Here is a 21,671-nt window from a genome sequence, read left to right as displayed (position 1 = left end):
CCTTTTTAAAAACCGTGGTTCACTTACAAATCATACCCTGCAATCGACATCGTTTTTTCATCGTTAGATGAGCGTCGGGCGCATGCTAACCGCTGCTTTGGAAGGCTGAGATGCCGCCGCGTCTGAAGCGCAGATCCCAGTGCCAGTGCTCAGCCTCCATTCACAAACGCGCCGTGATGGCAGTACCGAGAGGCAACAATGAGCACTACCGATAACAACATCGCAACAAGACGGCAGTTTGTGAGCGGTGTCGCCGGCGCCGTGACGGCTGCAGCCACCGTCGCATCCGTTGCCGCTCCCGCGCGTGCCGACGACAAGAAGAAGCTCGGCGGCGTTCATGCCATTCCTGAACTGGCGACGCAGTGGCAGTCGTTGGATCTCGCGAAGATCCTCAAGTACCCTGCAGCATTCCTGTCGGTCAGCCAGAACAACAGCCTCTATCTGCCGACCGGTGCGCAGGCCGCAGAACGCCAGTGGGAACGCGGCAGCCTTCCTGCAACCGTGAAGGTTGCACAGGCGGCGCGCGCTGCCGGCAACTTCAAGACGTTCGCCTGGATCGGTTATGAAGTGTTCCGCGAGGCCTATCCGCAGAGCGAATTCGACGCGGCTCAGTACGCATCGTGGATCAAGGGCAAGGAAGATTGGTCGCCTGAGAAGAAGAAGGCCGACAACGATCTCGTCGCTGAGCTGCGCGCCCTCGTTCAGCCGGGCGATCTCGAGTTCAACGAGCAGGCGCTGCAGACCGCCTTCGTCGGCACGCGGCTGCCGCTCGATCTGGCTCGCAAGGGCATCAAGACAATCGTCATCACCGGCATCCATCTCGACTGGTGCATCGAGGGCAATGCACGCGCAGCTCGCGACAACGGCTACCTGCCGATCGTCATCGGCGACGCAACTGCCGCGCAGAAGCCCGAGCAGGAAGCTGCCGCGTTCGAACGCATCAACAGCTTCTTCGCGCCGGTGATCTCTTCGGACACCTTCGTGAAGCTCCTCAACGAGCCGACGCGCTCGTAATTACACGCGAAGGACGGGTCTGCGCCCGTCCCAGCCCGCCGAACGTGATTTTTCCCGCGGTGATCTACCACGCTCGGCTGACAGAATATTCGAAATTGCTTTGTGGGTTGTCATCTTGCCCGCGCCGTTCCCGCCGAAGATGCGCGGAGCAATGCTCCGCGCTATTTCGATCTGCTGAACTTTTAAATTAGAAGCCGATCATTCCGCCGAACACGATGGTCGACATGTCCTTCGTGTTCACGCCCGGCACGTCAACCTCATGCTCGCGATAGCGCAGCCAAACTGACAATGCTGCTGCATCTATTTCCTGCACAACGCCGAGGCCCCAGAAAGTTACTTCCGAACCGGCAACGACGCGAGCGATGTCGTCGTTTGTTGCAGCCGTACCGTTGTCGTTCACAACGAGCGCGCTGTCGGTCGAGCGCAGGAATTCGCCGAATGGGATGGTCTTGCCGAGCGGCGTCAGGCCGAGGCGAACACCGCTCTTGATATAGTACGTGTCGGTCGCCGGATTGTTCAGCGGGTTGACGTCCTGGTCGAGATGACCATACGCGCCGTGCGCAAACCAACCCGAGGGATTGTGCTGCAGATAGATGCTCGCCTGCATGTATTCGAGGTTTCCGCCGACGGGTGCGCCTTGCGCCGAATCCGACGTTTTCCGAATAGGTGACAACACCCTTCAGCGTCCAATCTCCGTGGTATTGATGTAACGCGCAGCAAGAGCCCAGTTATCGTCTTCGCCCCACGATGCGGTGCCGGAGAAGCCTCCGATCACAGGCGTGTCGTAGCGAACCACGTTGTGCGGCACGCCGTTGCAGTCGCCCGGGCCGCCGCCGTAGCCACGGCACGAGCCTGCGTTGCCCCAGGTGAGAGATTCGCCGGCTGCGAAATTGCCCCTCACGCTGAAGCCGGATACATCGTAGGCGACCCAGTAGGCAGCAGCCAACGTTCCTGAGCTATCGATCGCAACGACCGCGCTGTCATCAGCCGGAGAGGTTACGCCCAGGGCGACGCGGCCCAACTGCTCATTCTTGACGGACCAATGCGAATGCAGGACCTGCAGCGAGTTGAGCCCGCCTCCGCAGCGCCGCCGCTCGGCGTGTTCGCGTTCGTCGTGTAGACGTCGCTTCCGATCGCCTCTATGTGCAGCACGTAACCTGCGGACCAGTCCTTGTTGATCTGAGCCGTGCCCGTGAAGTTCACATTGCTTGCGAACGCGGTGCCGAGGCCTGTGAAGTAGGTGTTGGATTCTACGCCATCATCCCAATGGACGATCTGCTCGACGATCCAGCCTGAGACCACCAGGGAGACCTTACGGTTGCCCTTGCGCGCCGTCGTGCTTTCAAGCTCTGCGATGCGCTCTTCGAGATCGGAGCAGCAATTGCCGCCGAGATCTGCTCCTGCAACGGGCGCCATACCGGCCGCCGTAACTCCGAGTGTTACCGAGAGTGCTACTCCCGGTCCGTACCACTTCATTCCATTCCCCATGCGAAAGCCGGGCATTGCTCGGCCATGTCGAATTACACGCTCGGATTCCCGGCCCTTGTCTCAGCCTCCAGGGCTACGCCCCACTGAGGGACCAGAATTCCGTGTTCACCCGTGCTGCCTTCGGGGAGTCTCGCTAGGGAGTGAAATATTTGTTTGCGCTATAGATATTCGCGCAGGCGATGACACGATGCCGGAGGCCAAAGCAGAGCCCATGAGGGCGGCTTTTAAAGCGCCGTAAAGCCGATATGTAACCAATCGTCTCTGCTCGGGTCGGGCTTGGTGCCGCGAGGTTTTGCCATTTCGTCCTGCTCGCTCGCGGCCGAATCTGCGACACAGACGACATCCTTCGTCACCGTCGGCGCGCGACATCTCGATGAACCGGTACACATAGTCCTTGATGAATCGTCCGCGACGCACGGCGATTTGCGGGACAGGATCGAAGCGGGTCTTCAGCTTTACCCGATGCAGCCCGACATCCGCGTCCGGGTCGTAAGCCTTCGTCGCGATGATCCCGACGCCGAGGCCCAGCCCAACGTACGTTTTGATCACGTCGGATTCGATAGCCACCAGGGCGAAGCGTGGCGAGAGCTTCAGCTTCTCGAAAGCGGGTTCGATTTGCCTGCGGCCCGCGAGGCCCCTGTCTCAGTCACGAGCGGGTACTCGGCGACATCCGGATGCGTTGCCTTCTCGGGCTTGAGCAGCGGATGTCCGGCCGGCACGATGACATCATGGGCCCAGGAATAGAACGGGAATGTGAGGAGATCCGAAATGTCGGCAAGCCATATCGGTTGCAAATCAAAATGTCCGTCTGCCCACTCAGCTGCAGCGTCGGAATCTCGAAGGGATGGCCTGAAGCAGCATGAGCCCGACATCCGGGAACCCATACGGGAACTGCGAGATGAACTTCGGCAACTCGTACCGGCTCTGGGTATGCCTGGCGGCAATCGTCAGGATGCCTGACGTTCTTTTGGGAGGGCTGTCTGCGACCTGCCGAATGCTCTCCGCTTCAAGGAGCGGGCGGTCGATCATTGAGACCCAGCACGCCAGGCTCGGTCCACCCCAGCAGACGCTTCAGTCGTTGATTTAATTGGCGATCCCGGCAGGATTCGAACCTGCGACCCTCTGCTTAGAAGGCAGATGCTCTATCCAACTGAGCTACGGGATCGTTGCCGCAGTCTATACTCGTAATTACGGCTACTGTGAAAGGTCTCTCTTCAACGCAGGAGCGGCGGACCTGCGATCAGTCGTCCATCAGCGCCGTTTAGCGCACTTGGGCCTCTGTTCGGCCTTGCCCGCCGGGCTCAGGCCATCTGGTCTCTCGTACCGGCCGCCCTGCTCTTGGCAGAACGCCAAATGCGATAGATTTTCAGAAACCGGTAGCTTGCCTGGATCGACGCGTAGCGCAGGCCTCTGAGCCCACCCAAGCAGTGACGCCTCACGACATAATACTTGAAGAAATTCATCGGCAGCTCGATGAACAGGCGTGAGGTCAGCTCAAACTTAGAGTCCAGTCTGGAATTCTGGACCAAAAGCCAGGTCCGCTCGTCGAGCTTGCGCTTCATGTCGGCGAAGGAGCGCATCGAGTAATGAAAGACGGGCGCCTGGAAGCCGCCGGCCGGATGGCTGCCCGTCTCAACGGTGTCGTGAATCGGCGAAGCCCTAAACCTCGCAAAGCGCCGGTTGTATAGCCGAATGTACCAATGATCCCGCGCCAGCGGACGCGGCGCTGCATCGCCGGGATACACCATCTCAATCGCCATGCCGTAGGCGACGTACTCAGGTTCGCCTTTGGCAAACATCGCGATGATCTCGTTGGCGAGTTCAGGCGTGACGACTTCATCGGCGTCGAGATTCAACACCCAGTCGTTCCGGCACTGGTCTTCTCCGAAGCGCTTCTGGGGTCCGAAGCCGAGCCAAGGCTGGGTAATGACCCTGCAGCCTTCTGCAACCGCGATGCTGACGGTATCGTCGGAACTTTCGGAGTCGATGACGACGACCTCGTCCACCCATGGGCGAACAGAACGGATCGTGCGCGCGATACGGTCGCCCTCATTCTTCGAGACGATGAAGCATGATACCGGTACCTTAGGCATTCACCACCGCTCAAAAAAATACCACGACGTGAATCAAGGCCTACGCAGATTTGCTGCAGGACGCAACAGCCCCTCCACAGGTTTTCCCCTGAGCAAAACGTAGCAGTTTCGGCAGCGCCGCTGTGACAGGTTCGATGATGGAAACGGGCCATCGGGTTTGCTCCGACAGCCCGTCCAGACCTGTATGAACAACGACGCTAAGCGCGACGAACCAAGCGCGCGATAAACAGCAATATTATCGCTCCGATGGCTGCGGCAATGACCTCGCCGACGATGCCGCCACCCAAGCGAAGACCCAGAAAGGGAAACAACCAACCGGCGATGAACGCTCCGATGATACCGACGATGATATCTCCGACCAACCCGAAGCCACCACCACTCATTATAAGTCCGGCCAACCAGCCAGCGATGGCGCCGATGATCAACCAGACGATCAATGCTTGGGGATCCATTTTTATTTCTCCCTGTCAGCACGCTCACGAATCGTGAAACGTCTATGATCATCTGCGTCAAAACGTCCGCTGGCAAGTTGCTCCTCGTGCGGACGCAGCGGCAGCGCCGCTCGGCTCAGATGTGGTTCGGCACTTGCGGAACTGCGTGATTTTTCGCGTAAATTGAAATTTACGACGCGTGAATTGATGCTGCGGACTGTGGCTCGCGGGAGCCACCGGCCCACAGGATATTTGGGCGCTGAATCACTTCCAGGCTGGGCCCGTTTTCGCGAGCCATGAGGACATGTCTTCGAAGTTGGCAGGGCCGGAGAATGCGCTCGCCGTGCCGTCATCGGTGATCAGGTGCGTATAGGGCAGCTCACCCATCCATTCCGGGCTGACGGAGAACCTCAGCTTTTCCTCAAAGCCACTTCCCAGCGCAAAGCTCGGCACTGCGGCGAGCCCCGCCTTCTGTAGCGTCGGTCCGATTTGCTCGGGCCGTGCGCCGCGCTGATCCCAATTGATGAAAACGATTGTTGCCTCCGGGTGCGCCCGCGTGAAGGCGCCCCAATCCTTAAGCTCGCTCATGCAAATGCTGCAGGTCAGTCCCCAGAAGTGGACGATCAGTGGACGTCCTTTGTGCGCCTGGCGGATTTCATTCAAGGTCGAAACTTCAAAGGGGCGCGCGGCTTCCGCGCTAGCGGCTGAAGTGACTACCGGCGAAGCGATCACGATGAGCGCGAGGGTCAGGGAAGCAAGTCTCATGATTGCGGCTCCAGGGGCACGACGCGATAGCCTTCCTGCAATGTCTGCCACGAGAGATAGGCGCCCGCCGGGCTTGCGATCAGCAGCGGATGGTCGGACGCATCGTGTGTCATGGCGATGGAACGCGGCGCGCTCCAAGTCTTTCCCTGGTCCCGCGACGTCATGAGATCGACCGTCGTCATCGAGCCGTCGAAAGACTTGTAAGCGAGATAGACGAGGCCGTGCGCCGCAAGAACGTAGGGCCGAGAGGTTTGTGTGTTGGGACTGCCGAGCCGCATCGGCGAGGAGAACGTTTTCCCGCCGTCCTCGGAGTGGGCATAGTAGAGCCCTTTGAGCTTGCGGCCGATCGCGAACCAGGTTGCATGATAGACGCCATCGCGGCCGATCGCGAGGCTTGGACCATGATGCGGGCATGCGTCGATCTTGGCGTCGTCGTCGCTGAGGCGGTAGACGGATCCCGGCGTCTTGTCATCTTCGAAAGTGATCACGGCATGGTCGCGAATGCCGCCGTCGAAAATGTTGCGAAAGAGAATTGCCGGCCTCCCTGATCCAGCAAACGCAAGGGCAATGCGGCAGCATTCGCAGGTATTATCCTTTGCGATCGTTGCAGGCTGAAGCGTGCCGCCAGGCTTGTCATCCCAGGCGAAGGCGAGCGCGGCACCCGCATAGGGTTTGCCGGATTTCTTGGCCGACGCCGCGTTCCGTTTGTCGATCCAGGCGACGAATGCGCGGCCATCGGGATCGAGTGCCGCCGTCTCGAAGCGCTGGCTCGGCGAGGCGGACGTGATCGGCTGCGGGGCGCTGAAGGTTTTTCCGCCATCGCTGGAGCGGGCGATAAATGCGTGGCCATTGTACTTCTCGTCGCGCGATGCGTAGGTGACAATGACCCGCCCGCCCTGCCCGACTGCGATTTTCGGGCGGGCGTCAGGACCTTCGTCGAGCGGGAGTTCCGTCTTCGGCAGCGTGACTGGGTCGGAAAAGGTTTTGCCAAGGTCGGTTGAGCTAGCGACCGAGATGCGCCCGCCTGCATTCCACGTGACCCATAGCTTGCCGTCTGGATCGAAGGTTCCGGTGGCGATGCTGGCGCAGGCGAGCGCGGTCGTGTTGCAGGCGGCGGCAGCCGGTGCATGTTTCGTGTCGCCGTGCGCGAACGCGCTAGGCGTTGCGCTTATGAACGCGGCGACGAATGCAACGGCTGCTTGACGGTGTTTACGCATCACTCAGAACCTCACCTTCATGCCGCCGAAGTACGTACGCGGGGCGCCGGCATAAATCGAACCCGTGGCGTCCGCCAGGTTGCCGCTGAGGCGGTCGACGATGTTGTTTGCCGATGAGATGTACGTCTCATCGAACACGTTCTTGATTTCAAAGTACGTCATCAGCGACCGCACCGGACCGCTGTTGAACTCCTTCTGGTAGTGAAGATTGAGGTTCACCAGCTCGTATCCCGGCGCTTTCAGGAGATTGGCGTTCTCCATGAAGAAGCCATCGTGCCATTCGTACTCGACAAACGCGCCAACGCCCTTCAACGATCCGTGTGCGAAGTCGTAACTCAGACGCGTGGTGAATTCGTTCCGGGACACGCCCGGAATTTTGTTGCCATCGCGGCTCGTCGCAGCGCCCGCGCCTGCAATGACTTCCGCATAATCGGTATAGTACTGATCGTTGCGGATGTAGGACGCTGTCAGCCTCATGCCTTCGGCCAGCGTGACGTCAGCCGCGACTTCGACACCGCGGTGCTCGGAAGCGGGAGCGTTAAACGTGAACGATGATCTCGCGGGATCGAGCGGCGCCTGCGAGACGAGTTCGTTTCTGAAGAACTCGTAGAAGCCCGTCACGCTCAAGGTCACGCCGGGTGCGGGAGTCCAATCTCCGCCGATGTCGAAGCCGACGTTCGTTTGCGATTTGAGGTCGGTATTGTTGCCGGGCTCGCCTTGCGAATTCACGAACAGATTAGAGAACTGAGGCGTGCCATAACCGCTCGCCACGCGCGCACGCCATTGCCATTCGCGCGATGGCGTATAGAGCAGGCCCAGCTCGGGCGCGATGTTCGTCATATCGCGGTCAGCCGAGGTTATGGCAGCCGACGTCGGAGCGCCGCTCGTCGAGTATTTGTAGCTTCTCTGCAAGCCCTCGAGAGCAGTCCGTTCGACGGCGGCACCAGCAATGACCGCGACATCGTTGGCAATGCGCACTTCCTCGCGCGCCCGCACGCCGAAGTTCATCGTCGATCCTGTCGTCTCCGACTGGAGCAAGCCCAACCTCGAATTGCCGCCCGGCGCGACGTTGTAGGTTTTTGCGTCGACCGGCAGGTAGTTCCAATACAGGCCGATGTGCGAGAGCGATGGCAGACCGGCGAAGTGCGATCGCTTCGTCAGGCCCGTGCTGACGTTGTAGGAGAGATAATCGCCAATCGCGCTCGTCGCGCCGGTCGGCTGATTGATGTTGCGATCATCGATGACGAATTGCACTTGGCCTGTCGTGTCGGCGTCGAATGCGTGCTCCCAACGGAAGCCGCCGATGGTTCGGCGATCATCGCGGCCCGCTCCTGCCTCCTCAGCTGTCTGCTTGACGGCATCACTCGCATTGCCGGTTGCGGAGAAGTTGATCGTTGCGCAGCCGGCAGCCGCGGTGGCGGCCGTCGCGCAGCCTTTCTGGAACGGGTTCTGCTTGAACTGATTGAGCGACATCCGAAACGGCAGTTCCGTCTCGATCGTGTTGTTGATGAACTTGAAGGTGAATGTGTCCGACGCGGACGGCTTCCAAGTCATGAGCGCGTTCACGGTCTGCGTGTCGAACGCGCTGTAGCCGAAGTGGCCATCGCCGCGCACGTCACTTGTGAAGATCGATGCTTCCCAGTTCTCTCCGCGCTTGCCACCGATCGCGTAGTTGTTGAGATAGTTGAAACTGCCAACGTCGATGCCGTACTCGACCCCGTCGATCGCCCCTCCAGGGAACGTTCGGAAGTTGATGGCGCCGCCTGTCGCGTAGTTGCCGAAGAGCGCTGAGGATGGTCCGCGCCAGACATCGACACCCGCATAAGCGTGCGGGTCGATCAGATCGCTGCGCGAAAGACCGTCGGGCTGGGTCACGGGAAAGCCGTCATCGAGGACGACGATGTTGCGGATGCCGAAGCCGTTGCGCGCGTTCGAACCGCGTATCGAGATGCCCATGTCGCGCGGGCCATTGCCTTGCTTCAGGGAGACGCCCGGCACTTCGCGGAGGATGTCGCTCACGGAAAAGACTGGAGCGTCCTCGAAGCGCGTCATGTCCACGGCGGCGGCCGCCTGCGCCCCAGCTCCTGACGCGCCGGGCACACTGGCCACTGCGCCGGACGGCGTGCCGGGATTTCCAGCCGCCGGCATCAGAGCCGGAGGCGGGCCCGCGGGTGGCTGCGGCTGCGCGACGACGGCGGATGCAACCGTTGGAGCGGACGCTGGCTGTGCGACTTTGACTGGCTTTGGTGTCGCCTTTGCGGCTGCGGGTTTGGCAGCTGCAATCGTCTCGACCTTCTTCGGAACTGCTGGCGCTGGCACAGGGGCCGTCTGCTGCACGGTGACGTCGGGCAGCTTGATCTCGCCCGGTGCGGCGGCGTCGTCCGCGCGGATATGCGGACTTCCCGCAACGATGATCGCTGCGGCTGACGCCAGGACTGTAACTCGCCTTGGTCGAGGTCGAGGCGCCGCAAAGATGCGGCCCGCGAATAGTTGCATTGGCAAATTTCCTGCTGCTCTGAATTGGGAAGCATTGCGCAAGGCTCGCCTTGGGGGCGCCGGGCGCAATGCCGAGGGCTCAGGTCAGCAAGGATGGGGGACCGCGCGCGGATTGGGCTCCGGGCTTGGGCGTGGCGCGGAAGATCTCGGCCGTAATCGCGTATGTCAGCGCCGCGTAGCGGACAGTCTGCGCGAGAACCGGTGTTTCATCGTTGGCGGCAACAGCGCCGACGGGAGCGTAGGGGCAGGTGCTCTTGTCGGCCGCGGGCGCTTTGGCGGGTAGTGGCCGGCCTTCGTCATCGACGGTGAGGCTTTGCGGGCCGTGATTGGTACAAATGACGATCTCGACGGCGCCAGCGTGATCGGGCACGGCCGCGAGCATCAGGCCCATAGGCAAAAGGCTGCGCACCGCGAACGCAATGAGGATCAGAAAATTGGCGTAGCGGTGCATCAAAGGCTGTCCGTTGCCGGGCGCGTACTGCGAGCGTTAGCCTCGCAGCGCATTTATGCGTTGCCCGCCCGTATAAGGCAATGGATCTCCAGACGAAAGCCCGTGGAACCTCATACCCGCGGCGCAAAAATCACACGGGGGCCGCCGTGGTCAAGGGCGCTTCGATACCGCCGTGGAAGCGGCGGACGCCCAGCCATCCGAGCACGATGAACAGAACCATCACCACGGTTTGGGCAATGATGAATGCCGGATCGCCCATCGTCGGCGCCAGGGTGTGAAGGGCGGGCACTTTCAAAAAGAGCTGCACGACGAGGACGAAGACGTTGAAGTAGAGCGCGAGCGATGCAGTGACCACGTAGACCCAGCGCCAAGCACCCTTCAGGTGCGCGCCGTAGAGCGCGTAGATCGCGATTGCCAACGCGACGAGCGATGTCAGGCCGACGATGTGGGACGGCATGAGCTTGGAAAACGCAAACCCGAAGCCGGTGACGCTCGTCAGCACCGTCGTCGCCAGAAAGAGCGCGGTCGTACCCGGCAATGCGGCGTTGGCGATGAAGCCAAGGAAGACGATGGTCCCGGCCGCAATGGCGATAAGGCTCAGCGCAACGTGCACGAACGTGAAAGTGTCCATTCCCAATGGCATGCTACCTGCCCCATTCATCAGCCTACGTTTGATCTGGCCATTGATGGACCTCGGGGCGCGCAAGCGTCAATTGTTTTAAATGGTGAACATCATGCATCTTTCGGCTTAGGCCGTATGACCGTCTGATGCCGGGTGCCCAGGGCTGCTGCCTCAAATACCGGCAACGGCTCCGCTGCAGGCTTACGACTTGAGCAACTTGCGCACGCGCAGCAACGAAAGGTTTGCGAATTCGGGAAATTGCTCGAAGGCCGTCAAAGGGTTAATTGCCTTTCACTGCACTGGCACATAACTTGAGTGAGCCAGCGACATCGAACTCAACGTGCAGAGCGCCAGCCGTGAGCCAGGACGACATGCATGGCTACACGGTGGCCTATGAGCGAGAGGAACTGCAGTTTCCCGTTTATGTCGTCGCCTTCACCGGTGCCTGCCTCGCCACCGTGGGCCTCGCGCTCGATAATGTCTTCCTGATCGCGCTCGCACTTCTGGCGCTCGGATTTGCGTACTACAATTACCCATTGCTCGAGACGGGCAAGCAGCGGATTGGCTGCGGGCAATACGGCGTCTTTGCCGAGGGCCTCGGCATCATCTCGTGGAGGTCGATCAAGGCGATCGAACTGAAGCAGCTCGACGTGCGCGGGTCGATCGATCACGAGTTGCTCATAATGCTCGAAGATCCGCTCGAAAGGGCCTTGCTCGTCGATTGGCGCCGCCGGCCGTTTTACAGGTTCCTCATGCGCCTTCCGTGGTCGCTGAAGGGAAGCGTCATCCGGATCCCACTCGATGCCTTCGACCGGCCTCCCGAGGAGATCGCGCAGAGCTTCACGCGCATGATGGGTTTTTACAAGCGCTGACCACACCTGACTGCCGTCCCAGGGCAAGCGGGGGCTTATCCGGAAGCCGGCGAGGCGCTATGCTGAACCCAGGCCAACATTACGGCCTCGATATTCCGGGGAAGCACGAAAATTATGCGAGAAGAAGTCGTCCTCGTCGATCATGAGGACAAAGAGACAGGCGTTGCCGAAAAGCTCGAGGCCCACCGCCAGGGGGTGCTTCACCGCGCCTTTTCGGTGATGGTGTGGGACAGCAAGGGCCGGCTGCTGTTGCAGCGCCGGCAGGTCGATAAATATCACTCCGGCGGGCTTTGGACGAATTCATGCTGCGGGCACCCCCGGCCGGGAGAGGCTTCGCTCGCTGCCGCCGCACGACGGCTCAATGAAGAGATGCGGGTCGTCTGCCCGTTGGAAGAGATCGGCACCTTCACCTATCGGGCCGAACTCGACGCCGGCTTGACCGAGCACGAGTTCGTGCATGTCTTCCGCGGCCGCTACGACGGCGTGATCGCTCCCGATCCGCTCGAGTGCGACGGCTACAGCTGGGAAAGCCTGGACGTCATTCAGGGCCTCATCGCCACCGATCCCGACTGCTTCAGCGCCTGGTTCAAGAAGTACGTCGAAGCCGGCTGGCCGCTTACGCCGCCTGAATGAGATTCGCCGGAGCAGCGCATAAGCTGTTCACCCGAACTGCCCGACGTTTCATCAACCTGCCTAGAGAATCATCTGACTTCCGCATCTGAACCCGGCAATTGTTGCAGGGAAATTCATGTTCTGCGGCTTGGCACACTCCTTGCGATCATTACTCCTGCCTGATGAGAAAACAGCATAAACCCGCACAAGCTGTGGTCGGACGGCATGGAACCATCGGGACCAACATTGGGGGACCAGGAATGAATTCAAGACTTCGACCCTCGCTTGGAGCCGCGGCTCTCAGCGCCGTGACGCTACTTGCGACATCAGCAATCGCATTTGCCCAGGATGCCGCTCCTGCCGCCGCTGAGCCTGCGGCACCGGCATTCAACAATGGCGACATCGCATGGATGCTGACCTCATCCGTGCTCGTTCTCATGATGCTCGTTCCGGGCCTCGGACTTTTCTACGCCGGCATGGTGCGCAAGAAGAACGCTCTCGCCGTTCTCATGCAGTGCATGTTCGGCGCCGGCCTGCTGTCGATCCTCTGGGTCGTCGCCGGCTACTCGATCGCCTTCACCGAGGGCAGCCCGTTCTTCGGCGGCCTCTCCAAGATGATGCTCGCCGGCATCACGCCGGAAACGCCAGCGCCTGCCGCTTCGGGAATTCCCGAGTTCCTTTTCGTCATGTTCCAGATGACGTTCTTCATCATCACGCCGATCATTGCCCTTGGCGGACCGGCTGACCGCATGAAGTTCTCGGCATCGATGGTCTTCGTCGCGCTGTGGGCCCTCTTCGCCTACGCACCGATCGCCCACATGGTATGGGGTCCGGGTGGCTATCTCGGCGGAGAAGGCGTTCTCGACTTCGCCGGCGGCACGGTCGTTCACATCAACTCGGCAATCGCAGGCCTCGTCGCTGCCATCGTTCTGGGCAAGCGTACGGGCTACGGCACCGAGCAGATGGCTCCCTACAATCTCGCACTCACCATGATCGGCGCCTCGCTGCTGTGGTGCGGCTGGTTCGGCTTCAACGTCGGTTCGGCTCTCGGCGCCGGCGCAAGCACGGGCATCCTGATGCTCAACACGCAGCTAGCAACCGCTGCTGCGATCGTCTCGTGGACGCTCGTCGAGTGGATCGTCAAGGGCAAGCCGAGCCTTCTCGGTGCCGCCTCCGGCGCCATCGCTGGCCTCGTTGCGATCACGCCGGCTTGCGGCTTCGTCGCAGTCGACGGCGCACTGATCATCGGTCTTGCTGCAGGCGTCGTCTGCTACTGGGGCGTCACCGGTCTGAAGCGTGCGCTTGGCTATGACGACGCGCTGGACGTGTTCGGCGTTCACGGCATCGGCGGCATCCTGGGTGCCGTCCTCACGGGCGTCTTCGCTGTCTCGTCCGTCGGCGGTGAAGGCAAGTCCGGCTGGATCGAAGGTAACATCGGTCAGGTCTGGATTCAGATCGAGAGCATCGGCGTCACGATCGTCTGGTCGGCCGTCGTCAGCCTCATTGCCCTGATGCTGATCAAGTTCACGATCGGTCTGCGGGTCAGCGAAGCTGAAGAAGCCGAGGGCCTCGACCTCGTCCTCCACGGCGAGACCTTCCACGATTAATGGGCACGGCTGAGGTTGGCAGTGCTCCCTGACTTACCTCAGACGCGGGCGCCGGAACCCCAAGTTCCGGCGCCCATCTCTGAGACATTCATTACGACCTTTCATAATTATTGCTGATAGCCGCCGGCCTCCGGCGGAACCAAAAGTTGCGACTGCGCGTCGGTCCTTGACCGAACTTCTACCGACGCGCACCGCTTCCAAATGCCAAAAACCTCCACACGGGCTTCCGCCCGAAGCTTGCCACCAGACGAGCTCTTCCACGCCGAAGAGCCGGCGAGCCTCGAAGCGCTCAACGCGATTATCGCTCACTCCAAGCCCATGGTTCGCGGCGGCAAAAGAGCGGTGCTTGGCGAGGGTCCCATTGGGGCCGAGTTGGCGTTCGTTGGCGAGCAGCCGGGCGACCAGGAAGATCTACAAGGTCGGCCATTCGTCGGTCCAGCGGGCCGCCTTTTAGACAAGGCGCTGACTGAGGCCGGAATTCCCCGCGAAGACACCTACGTCACAAACGCCGTCAAGCACTTCAAGTACGAAGAACGCGGTAAGCGGCGCATCCATCAGAAGCCGACGATGGGCGAGATAAAGCATTATCGATGGTGGCTTCTCAGGGAACTCGACTTCGTTCACCCGCGTCTCGTCGTGGCCTTAGGCGGCACGGCGGCGGCTGCGCTGGCGGGCGCTCCAGTTGCCATTGGAAAATCACGTGGGAAATACCAGTTCGGCGATATTCCGGGCTACGTCACTGTGCATCCCTCGGCGATACTCCGCATGCGTGATCACGATGAACGCGAACATGCATTCAACGATTTCATCAAGGATCTGAAGACCGCACGGAAGTTGGCCCACTGATTTCTTGGCGGCGGGCGCCGCCGTAGCCCCGAGTTCAATGAGCCGTCCCGCAGGGCTCGATGAGATATGAGAAGGTGCCTTGACGATCGCGAAGGTTCTTATCGTGGAAGACGAAATGCTCATTCGGATGGGCATTGCTGCCGACTTCGAAGACGCTGGATATGATCCGGTGCAGACGGGCACGGCCTATGACGCTCTGCACATTCTCCGCACCGTCGAAGGCATCAAGGTCGTCTTTACGGATATCAACATGCCAGGCGACATGGACGGACTGACGCTCGCCCACTATGTCCGTCAGCACTGGCCGCACATGGTCATCATCATCAGCTCCGGCAAGCAATTGCCGACAATTGCGGCGTTACCTGCCGGCGCCCGCTTCCTCGCGAAACCGGTGACGCAAGCCGCAATGACGCTCTTGTGTCACGACATCAAGGAGCAGCTCGCCTGAGTGGCAGCTCGGCAATCGCCGGCCTCGCTTATGGAGCGCGTATTTCCATCACTGGCGTGCGGGATATTTTACCTTGGCCAGCGCTTCTGCTTCGTCGATCAACGCCTCGCCTAAGTCGAGCGCCTGATCGGCGGTGAGACCATAGGCCGGATCATCCTCGAACCGCAGCATGACGACGGGCTCATGGCGGCCATGACCCACCGCATAATTCTCGGGGATTTTTGTCAGGTCGCCGAAAGCATTTTGAGAGCGGAAATGATCGTCCAAGATCGATGAGAGCGTTGCTGCGACGGCGGCGCTGATGGAGATTGTCTGGCGCTCTCCCATTGCGTTGCAGAGCGAAATCTCCAACCGCTTATTTGCGCGGTCGAACTCGGAGCGCGTCAGCATCTCCGCACAAAACGTCTTGGACATGTCGTCTTCCCCAGCACTAGAATCGCGCGACCTCATACGCCATTCTAATCTGCCAAGGCAAAAAGAAAGGCCCAAAGATTGGGCCTTCCTCGTTTGAAGTGCTTATAACCTTATCAGAGCGCGATCAGAGCGAGCCCGACCAGGTGTCGATTTCCTTACGGGCCTGGTCCTTCGCGTAGCCGTAGCGCTCCTGAAGGATGCCTTCGAGCTGTTCGCGGTTGCCGTTCACACGAGCGATGTCGTCGTCGGTGAGCTGACCCCACTTTTCCTTCACCTTGCCGGTGAACTGCTTCCAGTTACCTTCAACGCGATCCCAATCCATGGAAGTCCTCCTCTGTTGTGGCCTGACAACGTGCATGCTGAAGGTTGGGTTCCGGAAAAGAAGGCTATTGCGCTTAATCGGAAGCCCCGACGTCACCGATGGAACAGGCGGAACGAACGCGGACCGCTGAGGTAATCAGTGGGTTCCTTCGAGTTCCTCGCGAACGAGGTTTTCCAAATGAAAATTTTAGTTATTTCAGCGGCGCTCATGACAGGTCTCGCCGGTCCCGCAGCTTTGGCGCAGAGCCCGCCACCGCCGGACGAAGCCCCGTATTATATGGATGAGGACAATGCTCAGCCGTATGAGGATGATGTCGAGGAGATTGCACAGTCACCCGATCCTTACGGTCTAGATATCAGCGGTGCCAGTGCCGGCGAGAGCGGGATTGACGATTACGACTATGACGATATGTCTCCCGGCGCACCGCTGCCGGAAGACTGAAGAAAAAAGCCCCGGTTCCCGCTTTCGCAGCGGGTCCCGAGGCCTTCCATGACCCCACGTCTAGGAGCCATGCGCCAGCACTTGCTGCCGGCAACCAGAGAACTCACGAATACCTTTCCGCCGAAGCGTGTTTGTGAAGACGGTACTCTCCAGATCTCTGAGCCTGCGTGCGAGACACGCAGCATGCAGGCATTACCCAACAGCTGCGCGATGGTTTCACGGCGGAAAATTACTTTATCGCCGAGCGTGCCTTTGTGATGATTTTCCAGAAGAAGCGGAACTAACGCAGTTCGTCGCGCGTCATAAGTTCATTGAGCCTCGGCCGGGGAGCCATCCCGAGGCAGCGCTCGAAGCAGCAAGCTCACTAGGAGCGTCGCCATGGCAGCTGATGGAAATCAATCAGGCCCCAAAGCTGCCGGATCTCGCCCGAGTTCATTGATCCACTGGCTCAGCGACCGCGTCAACTTCCGCCTATTTATACACACGCTCGCTGCGAAACGGACGGTATCGCGCGTCGTGGCAAAGGATGAAAAGCACGCGGCTACCATCAAAGCCAGCGAATATCTCGAGATCTGCCGCGAGAAGGCGCTCGATGCCTACACGGTCGAAGAAGCGATCTATTGGCACAACGAGATCATCACCGAGCTTTCCATTGAGCTTCACACTGTGCAGACGATGCGCTGGCCCGAAACAGTGAAGGCCAGCATGACCATCGCTCTCGAAGACCGGCTCAGTCAGCACGCCGCCGCTGTGACGCGGCTGGCCGGCATTCTCGAAAGAAACGAGAAGCTCATCTGGCAGCCGTGAGATTTGTCGTCGGCGCTTCGGCCGCTAACTTACCTTAGCTAGCGTTGCGCTGTCGCTTTGCGGCCTTGGCCAATCGCTTGCGCAAATTTTCACGTTTGCGCTGACGGATCACGATGCGCCGGCGGCGATTATCCGACATCGTTGGCATTCATCGTCCTCCAGCGGCCGTTCGGAGTCAGGTCCGAACGGCCAAGCTATCGTCAAGGGATCATGGGTCAGTAGCAAACCCAAACGAACTCGCCCCAGTAGTTCGACCAGCGCCAGCAAGGACCAATTCCATACGCGTACCACCGGCCGCGCCAGAATCTGCGGCCATGACCATGGCCTGGGCCACCGAAGCGAGGTCCGCGACCATCGAAGCGAGGTCCGCCCCGGCCTTCGAAGCGTCCTCCACCGCGGAAACGTTCTCCCCCGCCGCCACGGTCCCCGCGATAGCCACCGCCTCCGCCTCCACCGCGATAGCCGCGTTCGCCGCCACCGCGACCACCAAACTCCCGGCCACCGCCGCCTCCGCGGGGCCCGCCGCCACCCCCACCGCCGCGGCCGCCGCCTCCGTATCCTGATTCACCGCCTCCGGCTCCGCCACGGCCGCCTCCACCGCCGTAACTCGGGCCACCGCCTCCACCACCGCGGCCGCCGCCACCACCGTAGCCGGGGCCACCCCCTCCTCCGCCGCCGCTGTAGCCGGGACCACCGCCGCCGCCGCCAGGGCCGCCACCACCTCCACCGTAGCCAGCTCCCCCGCCTCCGCCTGGACCGCCTCCGCCGCCCGCAGCTGCGCCGGCGCCTCCCCCGCCATGACCACCGCCGCCTCCACCGCCGCCCGGTCCTCCCATGGCGCCGAGCGGCATGCACAGCGTAGCCATCAAGGCGAGCGGCAATGCTATGTGATGTGTCCTCATCCGCGTCTCTCCCTTTTTCATTGGTTCGAGAGAAGTTGTTCGCGCGGCCTAGCACACTCGTCCGTATGCGTTCTAATTACGCTGAGCAATGGTGAAGCAATCAAAAAGTTCGGTCCGCTTTGCGTTCTTGGTCAGAGAGTGCTGCGGCGTAAGCGAGACTTCAGCAAATTGCTTCGAGGCCGGACAGCGGCTGGTTACTCGGTGCGAGCGGAGCTCGGCAGCACAAAATGAAAGCACCCTGGCGGGGGGACCAGGGTGCTTGGGGCCGCGGCTAGAAGGAGCACACCGGGGGGAGGTGCTGCCGCGGATATAGGAAGTACTCACCCCGCCTTGACATGTTCCCTGCGACATGTGTGCGATTCGAAAATCCCGGGACGCGGGGTTGGAAGGATCCTGCTCACGAGCGGCTAAATGCGCGGCTTCAGAAAGTTGGAGCGTCAGTTGCGCTGCTGGTTGGATGAGTCTGGTTCAGCGTTCGTTTTCGGGCCCTTGTCAGGGTGCGTTTGATTTTGAGGCGCGCGTTGCGGTGTATCTGAAGGCTCGGTCCGTCCGGTCGTCCCGCCACCCATCGTGTCGGCGTCTCCGGTTTTTGACCCCGTTCCGCTCGAACCGCCCTGCTGCGTCTGCGGCTGGCCTGTCCGGTTGACGTCTTCTGCAAGAACGCCGGAACTCAGCGGCAAGGCTAAAAGTGCAACGGCGATAGCGGTGCTTTTCATCGTAGCCTCCGATCTTTTTACAAGCTGCCGCCGCGTTGCGCATCGCTCAGAGCGAGGCGGACTCCGTGACCGTCGCTGCCTTCTGGAAGAGGGGCAGCCGCAGCAATTTGCTGGTTTCAACCTCTGCCATTTTCTTCAAGCAGAGACGCTTCTCATCGAGGAACGTGGGGCCAAATTCTGGATTGTGAGAGACGATCGCGATTCCGTTATCGATGATGTCTGCAAGCTTGATGAGCTTCGCATCCCATGGCGCGCGAGACAGTCTCCATGCTGACTGGATGGCCCGCGATTTGGCGCTCCCCTTTTCAGAGTCCGTCAGCCAATAGACAAGCTCCGCAACGGTTTCGCCGAATCTATCGCTCAGCTCGTCGTAGGTCGTGTCGCTCTTTTCGATCGTGTCGTGAAGAAAAGCCGCCGAGAGAATTTCGTCGCTTCGATATCCGTGTTCATTGAGAACGCCGGCCACACCATCGAGATGCACGATGTAGGGGCGGCCATCGTGCTTGCGCACCTGCCCGCCGTGCTTTTCAACGGCGAAGTCTCTCGCCTCGTTGATCGTCGCGGATACCAGCATCGAAAGTCAGTCTCAGCTCAAAACCAAGGGTCGCTCAGCGCGACGCGCAAGTTAGACGCTCATCATGCGGATGCAGTTTCGGATGGGTGGCAATGTGCCATGGTCCGCTCGCGCGAGCCCGCCTTCACGGAAAAGCCGGAAGTGCGTCACCCAATCATTTCGGATGAAAGCTCAAGTCAAAACACTTCGGGCTTCCGATGTGCTGCAGTGCGGAATATCGAGGGCTCTCCGGCGCCTGCGTTATCCGGCGAATAGACGGGTGTTGAGCAACGCCGGCGGCGGTGACTTGAGAAAGCGCTCGATCATCGGCAGGTGCGGCTCGATCGAGGCCTTGCCGCTTGCGATCATTTCGTCAGCGCGATGAAAGTCCAGCACTCCGATGTCGGCCAGATCAGGCGTGACGAGCAGATCGGGAGGATCGCCCATGAGCCGAGCCCGAGCAATGCGGTCGTGGAAGATGCTGAACGAGTTCAGGATAACGGATGTAATGCCGGGGGCTCCGTCCTGTCGTTGACCGAAGATCTGGCGATGGAGGAGCTGCAGCGCGCCGCTGCCGTTCCAACGCGTGATCGGCGCCTCCTGCACGACAATGTCGCCGGTAATCTCCTCCTCAGCTTCATCTTCTTCGTCGCCGATAAAAATGCCTCCGCGCCCGAATTCGCTCGTCAAGTTGACGCCGACGACGACGCGGGCGCCGAGCGCCCGGCAGACGGAGACCGGCACGGGATTGACGAGGCAGCCATCAACGAGCCAGCGGCCGTTGAGGTGCACGGGCCTGACGATGCCGGGAATGGCGGAAGACGCGCGTACAGCATCGGTGACACAGCCGCGCCGCAGCCAGACTTCATGGCCATTGGCGAGGTCCGTCGCGATGGCTGCGAAACGCACCGGCAGTTTTTCGATGGACAATCCCCGCAGGTGATCGTCGAAACGATCAAAAAGGCGCTGTCCGGCGATCAGCCCGGATCCCGAGACGCTCAAATCCAAGAAGCTGAAGACCCGGCGGCGCGTCAGCTCGCGAGCGAAGCCTGCGAGGTCATCGAGGCGGCCCGACGCATAGTGGCCGCCGACGATCGCACCGATGGACGTGCCGACAACGATTTCCGGCTCAAGTCCCGCTTCCGCGAGCGCCTGGAGAATACCGATATGCGCCCAGCCTCGAGCGGCCCCTCCGCCCAACGCCAGGGCGAATTTCTGCTTTGGCATTTCCGGCACCTTTCCCCACGATGACCACGAGCAGACAACGCAGGAGAAAGGTATTTTGTTCGCTATGCCGGCTGGCCTAGACTTTGGTCAGCACTGAGCACAACCCGGGCCGCCGTCAGGCAGCGGCTGAACGCTCGCGGAAATCGGCGGCGTAAACCTCGTCAAGAACCCGCTGCAGCTGATGGCGCGCCTCGGCCAAGTGCTTGGCGCACTCCTCCCGATTGGCCCCCGCAAGATGGACTGGCGCGGCTTTCATTTCCTTCTCGAGGTCATATACCGCCTTCAGTACATCATAGACCTGATTGACGGCCTTCGTATTGCGCATGCTGGGATCTCCACTCGGCTCTACGGTGGTTAACAAGACCTAGCCAGAGAAGTTCCAGCCTAGCCTAGGCCGTTCAGTCGAGGCGGCCAGCTTCGCGCAGCTCTTGCAGAACTTGCCTCAGGTGAAAGCATTCGTCCTTGATCGTCTTCAGCGCCAAATGGGCCTCGAAGGACTTCCCTTCCGCCCGCGCGCTGTCCAGGCGCGAGGCTTCACCGCGGATAAGATTCAAGCCTTGAGCAATCCGGTCGGCCGCGCTGTGTTTGACGTCGTTTCTGATGTTCTCTCTTTGCTCGATGCCCATGACACACCCCGTTCTGTGTCCGGACTCATTCTCCGCAGATTGCGGCAAGTCGTTGGCAAGGCGCCTTCACGTGTCGTTACAGCCTTTGGCGAACTGACGCGGGCGAACGTTTTTGTGGCGAAGCTCGCGCCTCGCCCCGGCTAAGTCATTCATCTCTCGATCGGGACCTTAGCCGTCGATCCGCGCCGACCGACCTGCAAAACAGCTAGGCCAAAAGTGCGCAGGAACGATGATAGGACGCACACGTTGGCCAGTTGACATAGAGCAGAAACTGATAAGCGAGCGTATGCAGTGGCACGCGATATAGATGATTGGATGTTTCATTTTGAACGGCAGGTCGGACCGAGACTCAAGTCGCTGTTTGAGTTGAACATGGAAAAACTGCCGTCCTCATTGGCGACCCGCCTTCAAAGGCTGAAAAACACCGAAGCCCCTGGCGACGACTCCGCAAAACAGCCCGGTAAGCCGCGCTCCGGGAGTTAGCGGCACTCCCGGTTTCAATTTCTGATGAGATGTTCGATGAATTAGATGGCGAGCTCGGAATCCCGCTCGGCCCAATAGAGGTCCGCAAGACGGTCGAGGATAATATCGGGAAGCGGATTTTTCGCGACGTCCGAGTGCAAATAAGCATCGGCGCGGACAAATACGGGATCCGCCTTTTTGGGAGTTTGGGGTTCTACCGGTTGCAGGCTAGCTCCGCT

General features: G+C 60.5%; 26 protein-coding genes, 1 tRNA gene and 1 pseudogene. 9 read left to right on the top strand and 19 right to left on the bottom strand.

The genetic code is table 11. The annotated features are described in order from the left end of the window. Nucleotides 1–198: 198 nt before the first annotated feature. Nucleotides 199–1,014 (top strand): cysteine hydrolase, encoded by an 816-nt coding sequence (locus VFG26_RS15275; RefSeq protein ID WP_325026830.1) that lies wholly within the window; start codon nucleotides 199–201, stop codon nucleotides 1,012–1,014. A gap of 187 nt (nucleotides 1,015–1,201) precedes the next feature. Here the strand turns inward: VFG26_RS15275 and VFG26_RS15270 are convergent, their stop codons facing one another. The 3 genes from VFG26_RS15270 to VFG26_RS15260 are packed head-to-tail and all read right to left on the bottom strand — an operon-like array spanning nucleotide 1,202 to nucleotide 2,490. Next, a complete protein-coding gene (locus tag VFG26_RS15270; RefSeq protein ID WP_325026829.1) occupies nucleotides 1,202–1,690 on the bottom strand; it encodes a hypothetical protein in 489 nt (162 codons plus the stop codon). Between the two features lie 3 nt (nucleotides 1,691–1,693). Beyond that, the gene (locus VFG26_RS15265) at nucleotides 1,694–2,035 is read right to left on the bottom strand and encodes a hypothetical protein (protein WP_325026827.1); all 342 of its coding nucleotides are present in this window, start codon (nucleotides 2,033–2,035) and stop codon (nucleotides 1,694–1,696) included. Beyond that, nucleotides 2,011–2,490, bottom strand: coding sequence for a hypothetical protein (locus tag VFG26_RS15260; protein ID WP_325026825.1), 480 nt, complete (start codon nucleotides 2,488–2,490; stop codon nucleotides 2,011–2,013). The genes VFG26_RS15265 and VFG26_RS15260 overlap by 25 nt, the downstream gene beginning before the upstream one ends. A 291-nt stretch (nucleotides 2,491–2,781) precedes the next feature. Between VFG26_RS15260 and VFG26_RS15255 the strand changes: the two genes are divergently transcribed. Continuing rightward, nucleotides 2,782–3,246, top strand: coding sequence for a hypothetical protein (locus VFG26_RS15255; RefSeq protein ID WP_325026823.1), 465 nt, complete (start codon nucleotides 2,782–2,784; stop codon nucleotides 3,244–3,246). Nucleotides 3,247–3,590: 344 nt separating this feature from the next. Here VFG26_RS15255 and VFG26_RS15250 read toward each other — a convergent pair. The 8 genes from VFG26_RS15250 to VFG26_RS15215 form a co-directional block, all read right to left on the bottom strand. Continuing rightward, nucleotides 3,591–3,667, bottom strand: a tRNA-Arg gene (locus VFG26_RS15250). 136 nt (nucleotides 3,668–3,803) lie between these two features. Further along, nucleotides 3,804–4,595, bottom strand: coding sequence for a glycosyltransferase family 2 protein (locus VFG26_RS15245; protein ID WP_325026822.1), 792 nt, complete (start codon nucleotides 4,593–4,595; stop codon nucleotides 3,804–3,806). Nucleotides 4,596–4,792: 197 nt separating this feature from the next. Then, complete coding sequence (locus VFG26_RS15240; protein WP_325026820.1) at nucleotides 4,793–5,047, bottom strand: GlsB/YeaQ/YmgE family stress response membrane protein; 255 nt, start codon at nucleotides 5,045–5,047, stop codon at nucleotides 4,793–4,795. Between the two features lie 243 nt (nucleotides 5,048–5,290). Beyond that, nucleotides 5,291–5,791, bottom strand: coding sequence for a hypothetical protein (locus VFG26_RS15235; RefSeq protein ID WP_325026818.1), 501 nt, complete (start codon nucleotides 5,789–5,791; stop codon nucleotides 5,291–5,293). Further along, nucleotides 5,788–7,008, bottom strand: a complete 1,221-nt coding sequence (locus tag VFG26_RS15230; RefSeq protein ID WP_325026816.1) for a sialidase family protein — start codon at nucleotides 7,006–7,008, stop codon at nucleotides 5,788–5,790. Before VFG26_RS15230 ends, VFG26_RS15235 begins: the two co-directional genes overlap by 4 nt. Before the next feature lie 3 nt (nucleotides 7,009–7,011). After that, nucleotides 7,012–9,504, bottom strand: coding sequence for a TonB-dependent receptor (locus VFG26_RS15225; RefSeq protein WP_325026815.1), 2,493 nt, complete (start codon nucleotides 9,502–9,504; stop codon nucleotides 7,012–7,014). A 79-nt stretch (nucleotides 9,505–9,583) separates the two neighbouring features. Then, nucleotides 9,584–9,955, bottom strand: a complete 372-nt coding sequence (locus tag VFG26_RS15220) for a DUF2946 family protein (RefSeq protein WP_325026813.1) — start codon at nucleotides 9,953–9,955, stop codon at nucleotides 9,584–9,586. A 130-nt stretch (nucleotides 9,956–10,085) separates the two neighbouring features. Next, the gene (locus VFG26_RS15215; protein ID WP_325026812.1) at nucleotides 10,086–10,598 is read right to left on the bottom strand and encodes a hypothetical protein; all 513 of its coding nucleotides are present in this window, start codon (nucleotides 10,596–10,598) and stop codon (nucleotides 10,086–10,088) included. A 335-nt stretch (nucleotides 10,599–10,933) separates the two neighbouring features. Here VFG26_RS15215 and VFG26_RS15210 point away from each other — a divergent pair, with 335 nt between their 5' ends. The 5 genes and pseudogenes from VFG26_RS15210 to VFG26_RS15190 all read left to right on the top strand — a co-directional run bounded on the left by VFG26_RS15210 (nucleotide 10,934) and on the right by VFG26_RS15190 (nucleotide 14,962). Continuing rightward, nucleotides 10,934–11,449, top strand: coding sequence for a hypothetical protein (locus tag VFG26_RS15210; protein ID WP_325026810.1), 516 nt, complete (start codon nucleotides 10,934–10,936; stop codon nucleotides 11,447–11,449). 114 nt (nucleotides 11,450–11,563) lie between these two features. After that, nucleotides 11,564–12,082, top strand: a complete 519-nt coding sequence (gene idi, locus VFG26_RS15205) for an isopentenyl-diphosphate Delta-isomerase (RefSeq protein WP_325026809.1) — start codon at nucleotides 11,564–11,566, stop codon at nucleotides 12,080–12,082. Between the two features lie 239 nt (nucleotides 12,083–12,321). Next, a complete protein-coding gene (locus VFG26_RS15200) occupies nucleotides 12,322–13,668 on the top strand; it encodes an ammonium transporter (RefSeq protein ID WP_325026807.1) in 1,347 nt (448 codons plus the stop codon). Nucleotides 13,669–13,866: 198 nt separating this feature from the next. After that, nucleotides 13,867–14,514 (top strand): annotated as a pseudogene (locus VFG26_RS15195) (UdgX family uracil-DNA binding protein); the annotation flags it as partial. Between the two features lie 79 nt (nucleotides 14,515–14,593). Beyond that, on the top strand, nucleotides 14,594–14,962 hold the full coding sequence (locus VFG26_RS15190) for a response regulator (protein WP_325026804.1): 369 nt from the start codon (nucleotides 14,594–14,596) through the stop codon (nucleotides 14,960–14,962). Between the two features lie 48 nt (nucleotides 14,963–15,010). On the opposite strand, the gene VFG26_RS15185 is transcribed toward VFG26_RS15190, so the two are convergent. After that, nucleotides 15,011–15,376 (bottom strand): hypothetical protein, encoded by a 366-nt coding sequence (locus VFG26_RS15185; RefSeq protein ID WP_325026803.1) that lies wholly within the window; start codon nucleotides 15,374–15,376, stop codon nucleotides 15,011–15,013. Between the two features lie 124 nt (nucleotides 15,377–15,500). Further along, complete coding sequence (locus tag VFG26_RS15180; protein WP_325026801.1) at nucleotides 15,501–15,698, bottom strand: CsbD family protein; 198 nt, start codon at nucleotides 15,696–15,698, stop codon at nucleotides 15,501–15,503. Between the two features lie 177 nt (nucleotides 15,699–15,875). On the opposite strand from VFG26_RS15180, the gene VFG26_RS15175 reads away from it, so the two are divergent. Further along, nucleotides 15,876–16,139, top strand: a complete 264-nt coding sequence (locus VFG26_RS15175; RefSeq protein WP_325026799.1) for a hypothetical protein — start codon at nucleotides 15,876–15,878, stop codon at nucleotides 16,137–16,139. A 378-nt stretch (nucleotides 16,140–16,517) separates the two neighbouring features. Then, nucleotides 16,518–16,946 carry a hypothetical protein gene (locus VFG26_RS15170; RefSeq protein ID WP_325026797.1) on the top strand — a complete coding sequence of 143 codons (429 nt, stop codon included), beginning with the start codon at nucleotides 16,518–16,520 and terminating at the stop codon, nucleotides 16,944–16,946. 208 nt (nucleotides 16,947–17,154) lie between these two features. Here VFG26_RS15170 and VFG26_RS15165 read toward each other — a convergent pair whose 3' ends face one another. The 6 genes from VFG26_RS15165 to VFG26_RS15140 all read right to left on the bottom strand — a co-directional run bounded on the left by VFG26_RS15165 (nucleotide 17,155) and on the right by VFG26_RS15140 (nucleotide 20,970). Continuing rightward, complete coding sequence (locus VFG26_RS15165; RefSeq protein ID WP_325026796.1) at nucleotides 17,155–17,763, bottom strand: hypothetical protein; 609 nt, start codon at nucleotides 17,761–17,763, stop codon at nucleotides 17,155–17,157. A 522-nt stretch (nucleotides 17,764–18,285) separates the two neighbouring features. Next, entirely contained in the window at nucleotides 18,286–18,564 is a 279-nt protein-coding gene (locus VFG26_RS15160; RefSeq protein WP_325026794.1) for a hypothetical protein, read from the bottom strand. A gap of 46 nt (nucleotides 18,565–18,610) precedes the next feature. After that, the gene (locus VFG26_RS15155; RefSeq protein ID WP_325026792.1) at nucleotides 18,611–19,138 is read right to left on the bottom strand and encodes an HD domain-containing protein; all 528 of its coding nucleotides are present in this window, start codon (nucleotides 19,136–19,138) and stop codon (nucleotides 18,611–18,613) included. A 240-nt stretch (nucleotides 19,139–19,378) separates the two neighbouring features. Further along, entirely contained in the window at nucleotides 19,379–20,344 is a 966-nt protein-coding gene (locus VFG26_RS15150) for a patatin-like phospholipase family protein (RefSeq protein ID WP_325026790.1), read from the bottom strand. A 115-nt stretch (nucleotides 20,345–20,459) separates the two neighbouring features. Continuing rightward, nucleotides 20,460–20,669, bottom strand: a complete 210-nt coding sequence (locus tag VFG26_RS15145) for a hypothetical protein (RefSeq protein WP_325026788.1) — start codon at nucleotides 20,667–20,669, stop codon at nucleotides 20,460–20,462. Between the two features lie 73 nt (nucleotides 20,670–20,742). Then, nucleotides 20,743–20,970, bottom strand: coding sequence for a hypothetical protein (locus tag VFG26_RS15140; RefSeq protein WP_325026786.1), 228 nt, complete (start codon nucleotides 20,968–20,970; stop codon nucleotides 20,743–20,745). Between the last annotated feature and the right edge of the window lie 701 nt (nucleotides 20,971–21,671).

This window comes from Hyphomicrobium sp., from assembly GCF_035687085.1.
Lineage (GTDB): Bacteria > Pseudomonadota > Alphaproteobacteria > Rhizobiales > Hyphomicrobiaceae > Hyphomicrobium_B.
Note: the sequence above shows the minus strand (reverse complement) of the source record. Positions and strands in the feature narration are given on the sequence as shown.